The sequence below is a fragment of the Chitinimonas sp. BJB300 genome, from assembly GCF_002735695.1.
Taxonomy (GTDB): Bacteria; Pseudomonadota; Gammaproteobacteria; order Burkholderiales; family Chitinimonadaceae; genus Chitinimonas.
In genome coordinates this window covers 1-14,041 of the sequence record NZ_PDZH01000109.1, presented here as the reverse complement: position 1 = coordinate 14,041, position 14,041 = coordinate 1, and the positions used below count along the sequence as shown (strand labels likewise).

Genomic DNA, 14,041 nt, shown 5'->3' with positions numbered 1-14,041 from the left:
ATGAGATTCATGTTTATCACCCCAGATTCTCCGGCAGAAACACCGGATGGTTGCACACCCAGGGGTGGAAACTATTGAACGCTGTTTACCCCTGGAATCTGGAAAGTTTTGCACGCTGTTTTACACCTTGATGGCATGGCTGATTACGGTACCGCCTCCACATTAGTCCTACCACTTCCTATTTTCCCCTCAGGAATGAGGGGCCAACGCTTGAAACGCTGAAAGCAAACCATGCAAAGCAAAGCCCGTATTTCCCCGGCAGAAGCCGGGGGAGCGAATGTACTCGCCTTTTTAGACATGCTGGCCGTATCGGAAGGTACTGCGCTGTTGGCCCAGACCGACGACGGCTATAACGTCATCGTGGGCAGTACACCGCGCCAGCCCGTTTTGTTCGACAGTTATCAAGACCACCCGCGCCAGTTGGTGAAGTTCCCCAAACTCGGTATTGGTTCGACGGCAGCAGGCCGTTACCAGCTGCTGGCCCGTTACTACGACGCTTACCGCAAACAGTTGGGGCTCAGCGACTTCAGCCCGATCAATCAGGACCGCATCGCGATTCAGCAGATACGCGAGCGTGGCGCATTGCACTTGATCCAAGCGGGCCAGATCGAAGCCGCCATCAAGCAGGTGAAAAATATCTGGGCCAGTCTGCCTGGTGCAGGCTATGGCCAGCATGAGCACAGCTTGGCTAGGTTGCTTGCGGCCTACCAGGCAGCGGGCGGCGAATTGGCGGAAGCCATGGCGCAACCATGATCAACGCCTTGATTCCCTGGCCTTACCGCCTATTAGGCTGGCTGTGTCTGGTGTTGGTGATCGGTGGCGCAGCGTACTTGCGTGGGTGCATTGATGAGCAGGCCGGCCAGGCAGAAATGCAGTTGGCCCAGCTGCAAAACGTAGTGAAAGTTGAGCGGCAGCAGGCCGCCATCAGCCAGCAGATTGCCCAGGCCCATGAAGTGGGCAGGGCACACGACCGCGTGATTTATCGAACGATTGAAAAGGAGGTCATCCGTTATGTGGCGAATCCTAGCCATGTTGTGTGCCGCTTGGACCCTGAGTGGGTGCGCCACCACGACGTCGCTGCACTGTCCGTCATTCCCGGTACCGCCAGCAGCGTTGATGCGGCCGCCAGCGCGCTTACAAGCGATGACGCACTTGTCACCGTCACCCGCAATTACGCCGCCTGCCAAGACAACGCCCGGCAATTGACGGACTTGCAGACGTGGGTTAGACAGCAAACCGCTATCCCACAGGGGTAAGAGCAAAAGGCAATGGATAAAAAGAAAGCGCGCCAGGAGGGGCGCGCTAATTGAGGTGGTAATACCAGTTAGGGATTGGAAATATAGTTCACCGTGGGTAAAAGGCAACGACTACATCTTTTCTGGTTACAGGTCCTAAAACCATTAACCATTAGCTGAGATTTGAATTATTGACAGGTCAACTACTAAATCCTGCCCGGTGACCTTAATAGCGCTAGCCCCGGTAGAACTATGTAGATCAAGGTCATAAACCAGTAGCTTTCCATTCTGTAGAACTCTGGCAGACATTAACGGATTACTGCTTTTCATAATCGAAAAAGATAAGCACGTGACATTACCAAGTAGCAAGATTGATGGATAAGGGGCCATGTTTAGTATGGTTCCGTTGCGAAAATGAACTGTTTCTTTGTTCGGTACGATTGAAAGGTCTTTTATACCGTCGTCCGAATATAGATTGCATGTAATTGCAACACCTACAGGATCAGGTTTAAAGCCAAGCAATATTTCCCCTGTACGCTGCTCAATGAAAGCTATCTCCCCAACAGGATATGAGCCGAGCAGAATAGGAGGTAAACTGAGCAGCCGGTCAGCTAACACAGTCGTATCTAACGACCCTAGTTCATGAAGAAAATAACTCCGTATTAGTTCTAAACACTTTTCCGCATTGCAGACACGAGTTCTAATGCCATTAAATTCCAGCCTAGATGCTGCTTTTAGGATTTTCTTTTCATCAGTGACAAAGAAATCAACATTATGCTGAAAAGCTTGATCAATATGTAAAACATCCAATCTACTATTTTCGTTGAGTTGAGGATACTCACTTTCAAATACAATACTAGCTATTATTTCAAATTGTGATTCCCTGGATGTTGTTCCCCAGAATGCTATAGGACGTGTACCTGATGAAGCTTGCCAATATCCATTACTACCAAGAACATGGTAATTTCTTGCTTTCTCTTTACCAAACTTAAAATTTTCAAACTCAAAAGGGAGAGTTGAGGTTGCAAATATCTCAATCAAGCCCGCATGATGAAAGGTTTCAAGCTCATTCATAGCAGCTATATTTCCCCTTCGATTTATTTGATTTGCATCAATTACAATTCTATGAACATACATAGTCTCTCCTAATTATTGCAATATACTAAAACTGCAATATTCCTGTTCTTAGAGACTGAAGATATAGACGGCCAAATCTGCCAGCGTGAAATCACCTTGGGTCAGGGTCTAGCCCATGAAGCGTTGTTTTGATCTGCAGCAGGTGCCAGCGCGTTGCGCTATAGGTGAAAAGCGCAAGTGCGGCGCTGCGCCAGATTTGTAATTTTGTAGAGGTAGGCAACTATTAGGTGATTTTGCCTTTTGTGTTACCTAACCGTGCGGCATCATGCCCCCCTCAAAATAACAAACTTGTCTGGCCCGGAGGCGCTTCGCTATGTCGTCTACTGCCTTGCTTTCGCAGTTCCTCGACCAACAAAACCAATGGCAAAGCACCGAGCGTCTTTATCGGCTGCATACCAAGCTCGGAAACGATGCGCTACTCGTTGAACGTGTCGATGGTGTAGAACAGATCATTGGTGCTCCGTTGCCCAAGGGCGATGTGCTATTGCCTAATCCCCAGCATTTCCCGGTAGGTTCTCCGGTAGAGGCGCAATCCGCCAAACCCAACCAACAGCTAGGCCATTTGCCTTTGCCGTCCAGCCTGCGCGATGATCCTGCCGCGAGTGATGGCAGCAGCCTGTTATGTGGCTATCGATTTGAAATCACCGTCTTAAGCGCCACCAGTGGGCTTGACTTGCATAGTCTACTCGGTGCGCCGGTCTTGCTGGAAGTTCAGACCAGCAGCAGCCGTACCAGTCTTCGTCCTATCCATGGCCACATCAGCGAAGCACAGGCGTTAGGCAGTAATGGCGGCCTGGCGCGCTATCGGTTGATCGTTGAGCCCTGGCTAAGCTTTTTACGCCAACGGCGCGATAGCTGGGTATTTCAGGACAAAACCGTTGCCGAGATACTGGATAGCCTCTTTAGCGATTACCAGGGGCAGGGCGCATTGGCTCCCGCTTGGCGGTTGGCCTTGGCGGACAAATACCCCAAGCGCAGCCTACTTACTCAGTACCGCGAAACGGATTGGCATTTTGTTCATCGGCTGATCGAAGACGAAGGACTGGTTTGCTGGTTCGAACATGAAGGCGATACGAGTAGCGCCAGCTTAGGCAAACACACACTGGTTATCAGTGACCGGCTCGGCCTTGATGCCGCTTGTGTCGATAACACGGAATCCCCCTTGCGCTTTCACCGCGCATCCGCCGTCGAGGGGGGCGACGGCCTGGCCGCCATGGCGGGGGCATTGGGTGCAGGCCCAGGTGGGCGCGATACCTTCCAAGAATGGCAGGAACACCGCCAGATGGTCCCTAGCAAGGTGCGTTTGCTCAGTTACGATGACAGAACGCTAAGCAACCAGGCGGTAGAGGCCAGCATTCCTGTTCAATACCATGGACACAAGCTCGAACTGGACGACCATATCAGTCATTACGGCTGGGCAGGTGTAGACGACGGCGAACGCCGCGCCTTCAACCTGCTGGCGGCTTATCAAGTACAAGGGCGGCGTATTTTCGCTGGGGGCACGGTACGCAGCCTTGCCCCTGGCCAAGTATTTTCGTTGAGCCAACATCACCGCTACCCCAAGGAATCACGCTTTCGTGTGTTGTCCGTCCACCATCAGGGCCGCAACAACCTGAGCGCTGACTTCAAAGCCACCCTAAACAGGGAATTCAGTCTGAATCAGGAAGCGGAAGACTTTCCCGAGCACTACCGGAATCACGCTGTCTGCCTATATGCCCGTGCTGCTGTTGGCATGGGTGAATCAGTCGATACGCCTTTTGCGCCTGCACCCGTAACCGGCAGCTACCATAGCAGGCCCACCGTACAGGGCATACAAACCGCGACGGTGGTCGGCCTGGGCGGGCTGCCGATTGATACCGACCGCAATCACCGCGTCAAAGTGCAGTTTCACTGGCAACGCGGCGGCAGCGCCCATAACCGGCAGACGCATAGCACGGGTGACGATAACGCCCCCGCCAATGAACGCGCATGGGCCTGGGTGCGTGTTGGCGCACCGGCAGCCGGTGGCAACTGGGGCAGCAGCTTTATCCCGCGTATTGGCCAGGAGGTATTGGTTAACTTTCTGGATGGCGACATCGACCGGCCTATTGTGGTTGGCGCGGCCTACAACGGTACCGGTAACACCGATGCACAACACAACGAGCAGGCGGGTAGTGATGGCCGCATCACCGCCAATGCGCCGATCTGGTTTGCTGGCGACACGGCTGAACATGCCCATCCCGACAGCATCAGCGGTATCAAAACCCAAGCCATCAGCCATAGCCAGACCGGGCAGAGCGACAAGCAGGCCGGGGGCTTCAATCAGATCGTGTTTGACGACCACCCCGATCACCCACGTGCTGAGCTGGGCACCACCCAAGCCTACACCTGGCTGCAACTTGGCCAAACCCGGCACCAGCAAGACAACGCACGCCGTGAAGCGCGTAGCCACGGCGCGAGCCTGGAAACCCGGGCGCATGCCGCTGTTCGCGCTGGCCACGGGCTATTGATCAGCGCGCAGGCAAGGCCCAATGCGAACGGTGGCCAGCTTGATAGCCAGGAAGCCGAACAGACGCTTACCCAGCAACGCGAACGCTTGAATGCGATCCTGGAACGCGCAGACAAACACAGCGCCAAGCTGCCCGACGAGCAGGCAGCCGGTAAGCAACCCGTCGAGGAAAACCTCAAGGCATTGCAGAGCAGCCTGGCCGGTTTCAATCAGGGCGCACCCGCCTGGACGCGGCCGGAGTTGATCCAAAGTGCACCCAAAGGCATCGGCTGGCTGACGGCAGGACAAGCCAGCATCAACGCCAGCGAACACTTGGCATTGATTGGACGAGATTTGCAGATCGGTGCGCAAGACACCCTCGGTATCAACGCGTCTGAAGGGTTGCGCGTCTTTGCTGGCGGTACCAAACCTGACGGCAAGCAGCCCGAGCAGACCCGAGGCATACGCTTATTGGCCGCCAGCGGGCAAACCATTGTGCAGGCGCAAAAAGCCAAGGCCGACCTGAATGCCAAGCAGGCGATAACGGTAAGCACCAACGCCGATGCTTTGATTGCCAGCCCGACCGTACTCAAGCTCACCGCCCAAGGTGCGGGCCTGGAACTGCAAGGCGGCAATATCACGCTGTATGTGCCAAACGGCTTAAAGATGCAGGCGAGTCAGAAGATTTGGGAAGGTCCGGCAGGCGCGAGCCACCAGGCCGAGAAAATGCCAACCAGCCAGATCAAGGGTTGTGCGCTAAGGCTCAGTGCTGCCGCCGGTGCTGGCGGACCCTTCACGGCAGGATAAGAAAGCAACCATGACGACGCAAGCCAATCCTGACGCGCTTATCCAATCCTTGGATGCCGCAATCAAGTCATTGATCGACGCCCAACACCTGTATTTGTTGGTTGATCCTGCACTGCACGACCCTATCGCCACCATGGCTGAAGCTGCCGCGCTGCCCAAACAATCGATACCTATCCAGGCGATACCCCCGAATCGACGGCCTTACCTGTTGGCACTCGATAGTGCGGCTCGCCATGAAAAGGTATTGAATGCCAGCCTGCGTCTTGGCTTGGAAGAAGGGCTAGGCGCATACGATCTACCCGATGGCAGCCCGCGCAGCCTCTGTGCCTGGCTTGTCGCTACACCAGGTCAAACGTTAGCCAATCTGGCATCAGCGCTGGCACGTCGTGCAGTACTGTCGGTACCGGATGTGCAGACGGTGTCATTCCGCTATTGGGACCCCCGCGTAACCGCCCACTTACCCCGCGTGCTTGGCGAGGGGGAAATGTCCGCCTTACTGACGGAGATAGGGGCAACGGCATGGTGGGCGTATACCCCACAAGCCAATGGTGCGCTTCAACTGACATCGCTAGGCAAGAACGGACCGGATAGGACGGGTGAGCAGGATGCCGCCCGCCGATGGGTATTGGATGGGCCACAGTGGCGTGCGTTGACGGCCTTGGGCTGGGCAAACCGGCTGGTGCAGCTTGTCCCCGATTGGGGGCTGGAAGCACAACCCGACCACGGCACCTTGGAACGCTTGGCTAATCAAGCGTTGGTGTGGGGACTGGCTAGCGAATCCGATGTTCTACGCTTTGCCTATTTTGCGCTGACCACCCATCCGCACTTCGATACCCATCCGAGGGTTCGCACCGCCCTGGAAGCAGCCAAGGCCAGTGAAGACACCACCTTTACGGAAATCTCCCAGACATGGGACGAATCCTTTATCGAAGAGCTGCGCAAAGGCAAAGGGCAGACACATGCCAACGTTCAATGATGCAGCTTACCAAGATGGCGAATGCAAGCTATGAGTGAACCTTGTAACCGCTGCCAGCGTAAAGGGCTGGCCATACTGCCGGTTATCTATGCCGTCGCACCGAAGGAAGATACGGCGCTTCCGCAGTTAGGTGGCCATTTCGGTGCCGGCGTCACCGATAAGGCGCTTAAGGATAACCGCTATTATTTGCGCAGGCTGGACCCTGGCTATATCTATCTGCTCTATCCCAATAAGGTCTGGAAAGGGTTCATGGTCGACGTGGCAGGTTTTCCACGTTACTACCCGGACCTATTGATAGAGGACATGCCCGCCACGTTGCCGGCACAGTCCGACGTGGCCCGCTGCCAGGTCCAAACCGAAAACCCACATAGTGGCGTCGAGGCCATTTGTATTGATCGCCCGGACAAATTGACCGGGCCGGTTTGGATTGCCTATAGCCGCCACCCCTGGACCAAAGCAGTCAGGGCGGAGCACGCCAAGGCCCCTGAAAAGCGGATGCAGAAAATCGCCGCCGTGGATGGCAGTGCATTTGAGCACGCCGAGGTAGCTAGCGCAGCGGCAATGAAGCAATGGATTGCTGATTACAAGCCCGCAGCAGTGCAAATGCTGAACAAGCGCCTGCCTGCAACGTCGCCGCTGATTGATCGTAGCGGCGATGCAGAAAACCTGGCCAACGCCATGCTGGCCATGAGCGGCAAGTTGGCCAAGCCAGGCTTGATCATGGCCTTGCATGATCCGGTAGGCATTACCGCTACCCTCAACAGCGCAAGAAACGACATTACCGAACAAGTCTTATTGATCGATAAGAACCTGTCGGCCAAAGACCGGGACGACCTATTGATTGCCGGGATTGTCGAAGACATCCGCAAAAGCATGCAGGCGGCCAAGGATAACCCTTGGGAACGCTACGCCAAGCATATCGATAACAGCAAACTTGATCCGGTCTTGAAGAAGCTGCAAGCCAAGCGAGACTTGGCCAAGCGGATAGACACATGCTCTAGCGACTATGTGGTGTGGATTACTGCGCCGCGTCTTACTGACTTGTTTGCGTCCGACTTCGATTCTGCCAATGTGGCCAGCGGGCTGGCATTGGAAAACTGCTTTGTGCTGTGCACGGCGGGTTCGGGCACCACCATGCAGGAACGGGAAAAGGTCTGGCAGCCCTGGTTTGATAAAGACCCGAAAGACCCAACCAATCTGCTTTGGCAGGCAGCAACCGCTGCTGATAAGTCGGTGCTGGCGTTCCTCGCCGTGGAGAAGATCGACAAGACGTTCGATTTAACCAAGGGTTCCAAGGACATTTTTAAGGAACGCGAATGGTTTGCGCATTTGCATGATGTCTTGCACACGGCGAATAGCCAGCGCGCCCAGCAGCGAGGCTACGCCGTCGCCACCGAAAAGATTGCCGTAACACTCGCAGCGCAATTGATCTGGCTGCGCGGCAAGGATGGTTCGGGCCTGAAGAAGTACCACCAGACCGCCGCCCGTATGGCCACGATCCTGGCCAGCCGTGGCGATATCGTGGTTCTACCTAAGACAATGACCGCCCGTGTGCACCAGTATGTGCGTTGGGTGCAGGATGCCTATATCGGCAAGCCTTCGGCGCGTATCCCGCTCGTGCAAGGCAATGTGTTGCCTGGTGGTGGCGGCAAACGTATTGATCCCAACAAGTTGAACGGTGAAGAGCTGCGGAAAACCGTTTCCACCATGGACGGTGCCTTGATGGTGGATCTGTCAGGCCGAGACGGGGTGATGAATTTCAGTCTATGGGTGGCGCATAAGCTTCAGCCTGGCCAAGCGCCTGACAAGGAAATGGAAAAGCTGCTGCATCGGCTCAAGCTGGAACCCGACGACCTGACCTTATCGGCAGACTTGAAAATCAACCCGCTTACCGATCTGGAAAGAAAAGTGGGCATTGCCAAGATGGATAGGGCGTTTTCGGCGGGGACAGGCTTAATGACGCTCTACAGTTTCTTTAATACGTGGAGCCAGCTTACCGACGAGCTGAAGAAAGGTAAGGATGCTGATGCATTGGCAGTGGAAAGTGGGTTCGCCAGCGTAGGCACGGCGGCATTAACCGGTATCGCTGTAACCCTGGAAATCAAGGCATCCAATGAGTTGATGAGGCAAGCCGGCTTAGAGACGCTGCGTTTCAGGTTATTAGGTGGTAGTGCAGCATTTCTTGGTTTGGTTTGTGGGATGGTGGATGCTCATTACCTTTGGCGGCAGGGGAGTAAACTCTCCAAGGAGGGAGATGAAGATGCTGGTAATTTGACAAAAGCAACTGGTGTCATTACAGGCATATCTGCTGCATTCATTGGTGTTGCAGGTATTGTTGCAGCATTCGGCGTCACTGGTATTGGGATTCCTATTGCTGTAGGTATTGGTCTAATACTTGCGCTTACTGCTATGGCAACAGGTTATAGTGCAGCGGAAAAAACTGATACCGAATTAGAGAAATGGGTGGATCGTAGTCGATTTGGTAAGCGGATACGAACTGACAGTAAGTCGGCTTACCGCGATGGTAAAGAGGAAATAACGGCGTTTAGAAGTGCGATTTACATTGTCAGCATCAAGATGAGAATTAGCTGGCAAGCGGGCATGTTGCATGGCTTCTATACCATTAGCGTGCCGTATTTTGCGAAGCATTCGGCAATTCGAGTGGAGCTTTCTGGTAAGGATACGCTCGGTACGACGCGCCTATTAAAATCCAGCCTGTTCAAAATCAATGGCGAAGAACAAGTCGAAAAGTATGATAGCCATTCTGCACCGGTTAGCTCTGCCGATGGGAAGGTGCAGGATAAACAACTGTTGATTGATGGGGAGATGACATTGCGGCTCCCTCCAATGGATTTATTCCGAGACCCTGCACAACGCGGTAAGCAGTTTATTCGCGTGGGATCGGTGGCCAAAGATGTAACCGACGTTGTCTACTTTGACAATTTGAAAGTTTCTGTGACTTACCAGCCTGACAAGAAAACATGGCCTGAATTTGTGGTGGAGAATCAGGCATGAGTTTAGATATCACTAAGGTAAAAAGACCAGCGCCATTAAAACTAACCGGACTTTGTGATGAGGTGGAATTGCCGGTAAAAGAGGCACCCAATGCAGGTAATGGGGTGATTACCAGAATGGATAGCGAGGCTTTAGTATTTGATGGGCAGCCTCAAGGTAGTTTCATAGTCGGAGTAGGTTTGCTATCGCAAGTGGTTGCCCTTATTTTCTTGCCTTATATGATATTTGATGTAAGTAGTGCATTTTTACTTAAACCAGATTCTTTTGGAACTCATCCAGGAGAGATGCTTTGGTTCATGATTTCATTCGCTATGTTAGCGGGAGTAGGTGGTCTTTTTTTTGGGGCCTATTTAATTTATCTAGGCGTAATATTACCTGCACCTAGCCCAGTCATATTCAATCGACGTTTGGGCATGGTGATCGGTTCCCATAAAGGTAAGCCCATTGCATTGGAGTGGAAGAAAGTTAAGCCAATCTTGCTGCACAGTGTGATGCTCGCAGCTGGCGCACAACGGCAATATTACTTAGCATTAGTAGAGCGAGACGATAGCCTTGCCAAAGGACAAAAGCAGAAAAAAGGGCATGGCTTGATGGTGAGCACGGGCCATACTTGGGGCTGGGCAAATTGTCATGCAATGTGGGAATTTATTCGCCGCTATATGGAAGACAAGCCAGAAAGCCTGCCCGAGGTTGAACTATCGCCAGCTGGCGGTTTTGAAGCACGCATGCTCGATGAGGGCCCTTACTGGGAATTCCACGAGCGTAAAGAGTTGATGGCGGATTTGCGGTATCGCAATGGCTTCCCCCAATTCAACCATTGGATCAGCTTTATGATGGTTGCCTTCGCGCCAGCATTCTTAATGAACGTATTCCGCATGGTGATACGCCGCCGCGTCAAATTGCCGCCTGAATGGCTACCGGCTGCAACTACGGAACCCAACCCCTACAACGTCCGTCCAGCGCAACCAGAAGACTTAGCCATACGTTCAAAGGCTGCACGATACATCGCGCTTTGGATGACAGTTTGCTTAGGTGTTGGCACGCTCTTTTGGGTATGGCTCGTTCGGTTGATTGCGTTTAGATGAAAGAAGTTCACAGACGTGTTCTTGTATCTAACAGGCTGTTGAAAAACGATTTTGGCTCCCACATGAGGCTCGCAAAATGCGAAAAATCATGCCATTTTGCCTAAAAAACAAGCAAAACATGCTTAATCTTTGAGCATTCTAGGTCGTTGGCGGGGTGCTTTGAGTCAATTCCTCCCACTCAGAATCGTTTTTCAACAGCCTGCTAAGTCACGTCTGCTCATTCATTGTCAGAGTTTTCCCCGCTATCCAAAACAACGTGGCAAACAGTTTATTCGTGCGGGTTCTGTGGCAAAAGATGTCACCGACGTTGCCTACTTTGATAATTTGAAAGTTTCTGTGACTTATCAGCCAGACAAAAAAACATGGCCTGAATTTGTGGTGGAGAATCAGGCATGACTTTAGATATCACTAAGGTAAAACGACCCGCGCCATTAAAATTAACCGGCTTTTGTGATGAGGTGGAATTACCGGTTAAAGAAGCGCCAAGTGCTGGGCACGGGGTAATTACTCGGCTGGATAGTGAAACTTTAATTTTTGATAGTCATTCTCAGGGGAGTTTCATAGTCGGGGTAGGGCTGCTATTTCAAATAGTTGGACTTATTTTTTTACCATATATGACTTTTGTATTTGTAAAGATGATGTTTGCTAGTACGGGAGAGGATGGTGGAAGTTCTGGAGTATTCGAGTGGATACTGGATATATTTATTCTTTTAGGTGGAGTAGGAGCTATATGCTTTGCATCCTACATTGTATATTTTGGTATTTTCGCGCCTGCGCCCTGCCCAGTGATATTTAATCGTAGAAAAGGTTTGATATTCGGGTCGCATAAGGGAAAGCCGATTGCATTAGATTGGAAAAAAGTTAAGCCTTTCTTGCTATATAGCGTAAATCTTTCTGCTGGTGCACAGCGGCAATACTACCTAACCTTAGTTGAACGGGAAGACAGTTTGCCCAAAGGGCAGAAGCAGAAAAAAGGATATGGCTTCGTCTTAAGTACAGGATATTCAGGCTGGGCAAATTGTCATGCAATGTGGGAATTTATCCGCCGCTATATGGAAGACAAGCCAGAAAGCCTGCCCGAGGTTGAACTATCGCCAGCTGGCGGTTTTGAAGCCCGCATGCTCGACGAGGGGCCTTACTGGGAATTCCACGAGCGGCAAGGGTTAATGGCGGATTTGCGGTATCGCAATGGCTTCCCCCAATTCAATCATTGGATCAGCTTTATGATGGTTGCCTTTGCGCCGGCCTTCTTAATGAACGTATTCCGAATGCTGATACGCCGTCGCGTCAAATTGCCGGCTGAATGGCTACCCGTCGCAATTAGTGAACCTAACCCGTACCAAGTACGCCCAGCCCAACCAGAAGATATGGCCATACGGTCAAAAGCTGCACGATACATAGCACTTTGGATGACGGTTTGCTTGGGTTTAGGCACTCTCTTTTGGGTGTGGCTCGTTCGGTTGATTGCATTTAGGTGATTGACGTTTGGGTACTCTGGCAGTGTGACAAAACTTTGACAGACTGAGCCTTATTCAAGGCGGAATGTGGCTGAATTTGACTGAAAATGCTGCGCGGCAAACGTAGCATTTATTTGTAAATCAACAGCTTAGAAATCGACCTTGCGACTTGTAATCAGCAGGTCGCCAGTTCGATTCCGGCAGTCGGCACCAGTACACTGTCCTGGTAAGTTCAGGAAAGTCTAAAAACCCGTATAGCTTCACGCTTTGCGGGTTTTTTTCTTGTCCATACCCGTCCAGGGGGATCTATCCAAATCCATGGTTTTTGTGTACCAAAATGTGTACCAATTCAAAATGGGCCAAAATTTGGTATACAGCTTGGTAAATACAAATGCCGCTATCCGACTTGACCGTTCGTCAGGCTAAGCCCAAAGAAAGCCCTATCAACTTTCAGATGGTGGGGCTCTGTTCTTTGAAGTAACAATTGCAGGTGGTAAGCGCAGGCTTTTTCGATGTCGCACCAAGAATTTAGGGGTCACGTGAGAACGTAACTCCTTTTCATCTTTGGTTTTTGCGGAACGTTCAGCAAAACACCAAAATGCTGGTGGCGGTTAAGAACCAGTTCAAAGTCTAGCGAGCTAGATTTTGCCGGTGTTGATCTCGAAACCGCCGGTCATTTTGCTTACCATCCCGTGGTAACGTCCTGATTAACAGCAACCTGATTTTGCCAAAGCCAAGACCGCACGACTGAAAGACAAAATTGAATTGCTCAAGGTGTAAATAGTGCAACTCAATGAGATCGAAATCAGGCTTGTTGAAATGGGGGCACATTACTCAACGCCGTCGCAGACCGAGGTTACTTCGCCGGCGATTAAATCTTGGAGTGTGATGAGGCTAATGGTGCCGATATTCATAGTGGCCTTCTTAGCTGTTGGCTCCCGCTTTGCAGCCCAGCTTTCAATGACCGCATTACGACTGTGCAATAGATCGTAAACAAATTTTGAGCGCGACTTTTGAAAGGCCATAACAGGCGCTTATCATGACGAGCTCTATGTGTGGGGTGCAGTAATCTGTAGGAGAGATTGGTATAGACGAGTATAGTCGCATACTGGGAACTGTTACGTATTAACAGTTACTAATATAGTGCATCAACCAGCACCAAATCGCTCCTCGGATTGGCTCCTTTCAACCTCATACGTGAGGCAATCATGCAATTACTTAACGCTCTGGAAATTGATCAAGTGGTAGGTTGAACAAATCGCGAAGCTGTACAGAACTATGTGACTAAAACGTTAAGGGAAATAGGTCAGCGATCAGATCTAAGCCCTGAGCAGAAGCTACAGGCATTGCAAGATGTCATGCAAGGCGTCATGCGGCCACCTTGTCAGAACAATGTTGCTGCTGTTCCTGCCGCAATTTAAATAGCACTGAGAACCAGTTCATGATCTTGCTGCTTAGCTATGATTCGGGCCCATATGCTGCCCGAAAACTGCGGTAAGGAGGACTTCGAGCTACCATGTTTTTCGTGCTAAGCAGGTTGTAGCCTTATGTACTCATCTACATTCTGGCTATTGCGCTGTGCTTCATCCTGCTGACGGCTGCTTGTGGTAGATCTTGAACTGGTGTCTGCTTGGTATGGGCTTGTACTCATCTGATGCACTGTAAGACGATTGCCCAACTGTGTTCCTTAGTCTGTACTTCGCCCGTTGTACGTGTTTCAGCGATGAAGAGGGGTTTAGGATAGGTCTACCTGCACCGCACTGTTATCGGTTTGGCTCAGCTGTATGTCTACGGGCAGAAACTGCTTGATAACCTTGATGTTTGTTTGCAAATGCGACGATGCCACCGTGGCGGTAAATGAT

General features: G+C 51.7%; 9 protein-coding genes. 8 read left to right on the top strand and 1 reads right to left on the bottom strand.

Going from position 1 to position 14,041, the window contains the following annotated elements; translation table 11 throughout:
- Nucleotides 1-231 precede the first annotated feature (231 nt).
- Both CSQ89_RS16420 and CSQ89_RS16415 read left to right on the top strand, forming a co-directional pair.
- Entirely contained in the window at nt 232-753 is a 522-nt protein-coding gene (locus tag CSQ89_RS16420; RefSeq protein WP_099407189.1) for a glycoside hydrolase family 24 protein, read from the top strand.
- Nucleotides 750-1,256, top strand: a complete 507-nt coding sequence (locus tag CSQ89_RS16415) for a hypothetical protein (RefSeq protein WP_099407188.1) — start codon at nt 750-752, stop codon at nt 1,254-1,256. Before CSQ89_RS16420 ends, CSQ89_RS16415 begins: the two co-directional genes overlap by 4 nt.
- A gap of 144 nt (nt 1,257-1,400) precedes the next feature.
- Here the strand turns inward: CSQ89_RS16415 and CSQ89_RS16410 are convergent, their stop codons facing one another.
- Nucleotides 1,401-2,309 (bottom strand): hypothetical protein, encoded by a 909-nt coding sequence (locus tag CSQ89_RS16410; protein WP_139022955.1) that lies wholly within the window; start codon nt 2,307-2,309, stop codon nt 1,401-1,403.
- A 376-nt stretch (nt 2,310-2,685) separates the two neighbouring features.
- Between CSQ89_RS16410 and CSQ89_RS16405 the strand changes: the two genes are divergently transcribed.
- The 6 genes from CSQ89_RS16405 to CSQ89_RS16385 all read left to right on the top strand — a co-directional run bounded on the left by CSQ89_RS16405 (nt 2,686) and on the right by CSQ89_RS16385 (nt 12,200).
- Complete coding sequence (locus CSQ89_RS16405; RefSeq protein WP_099407186.1) at nt 2,686-5,646, top strand: type VI secretion system Vgr family protein; 2,961 nt, start codon at nt 2,686-2,688, stop codon at nt 5,644-5,646.
- 10 nt (nt 5,647-5,656) lie between these two features.
- On the top strand, nt 5,657-6,622 hold the full coding sequence (locus CSQ89_RS16400; protein ID WP_139022954.1) for a DUF4123 domain-containing protein: 966 nt from the start codon (nt 5,657-5,659) through the stop codon (nt 6,620-6,622).
- A gap of 30 nt (nt 6,623-6,652) precedes the next feature.
- Complete coding sequence (locus tag CSQ89_RS16395) at nt 6,653-9,637, top strand: T6SS effector BTH_I2691 family protein (protein WP_099407184.1); 2,985 nt, start codon at nt 6,653-6,655, stop codon at nt 9,635-9,637.
- Nucleotides 9,634-10,722 carry a hypothetical protein gene (locus CSQ89_RS16390; protein WP_099407183.1) on the top strand — a complete coding sequence of 363 codons (1,089 nt, stop codon included), beginning with the start codon at nt 9,634-9,636 and terminating at the stop codon, nt 10,720-10,722. The genes CSQ89_RS16395 and CSQ89_RS16390 overlap by 4 nt, the downstream gene beginning before the upstream one ends.
- Before the next feature lie 159 nt (nt 10,723-10,881).
- Nucleotides 10,882-11,118, top strand: coding sequence for a hypothetical protein (locus CSQ89_RS22150; protein ID WP_139022953.1), 237 nt, complete (start codon nt 10,882-10,884; stop codon nt 11,116-11,118).
- Entirely contained in the window at nt 11,115-12,200 is a 1,086-nt protein-coding gene (locus CSQ89_RS16385; RefSeq protein ID WP_099407182.1) for a DUF6708 domain-containing protein, read from the top strand. The genes CSQ89_RS22150 and CSQ89_RS16385 overlap by 4 nt, the downstream gene beginning before the upstream one ends.
- Nucleotides 12,201-14,041: the final 1,841 nt, after the last annotated feature.

Excerpts from the sequence above, each read along its gene's own strand:
- CSQ89_RS16420 (WP_099407189.1), top strand. The coding sequence starts at position 232 with ATGCAAAGCAAAGCCCGTATTTCCCCGGCAGAAGCCGGGGGAGCGAAT.
- CSQ89_RS16415 (WP_099407188.1), top strand. The coding sequence starts at position 750 with ATGATCAACGCCTTGATTCCCTGGCCTTACCGCCTATTAGGCTGGCTG.
- CSQ89_RS16410 (WP_139022955.1), bottom strand. The coding sequence starts at position 2,309 with ATGAATGAGCTTGAAACCTTTCATCATGCGGGCTTGATTGAGATATTT.
- CSQ89_RS16405 (WP_099407186.1), top strand. The coding sequence starts at position 2,686 with ATGTCGTCTACTGCCTTGCTTTCGCAGTTCCTCGACCAACAAAACCAA.
- CSQ89_RS16400 (WP_139022954.1), top strand. The coding sequence starts at position 5,657 with ATGACGACGCAAGCCAATCCTGACGCGCTTATCCAATCCTTGGATGCC.
- CSQ89_RS16395 (WP_099407184.1), top strand. The coding sequence starts at position 6,653 with ATGAGTGAACCTTGTAACCGCTGCCAGCGTAAAGGGCTGGCCATACTG.
- CSQ89_RS16390 (WP_099407183.1), top strand. The coding sequence starts at position 9,634 with ATGAGTTTAGATATCACTAAGGTAAAAAGACCAGCGCCATTAAAACTA.
- CSQ89_RS16385 (WP_099407182.1), top strand. The coding sequence starts at position 11,115 with ATGACTTTAGATATCACTAAGGTAAAACGACCCGCGCCATTAAAATTA.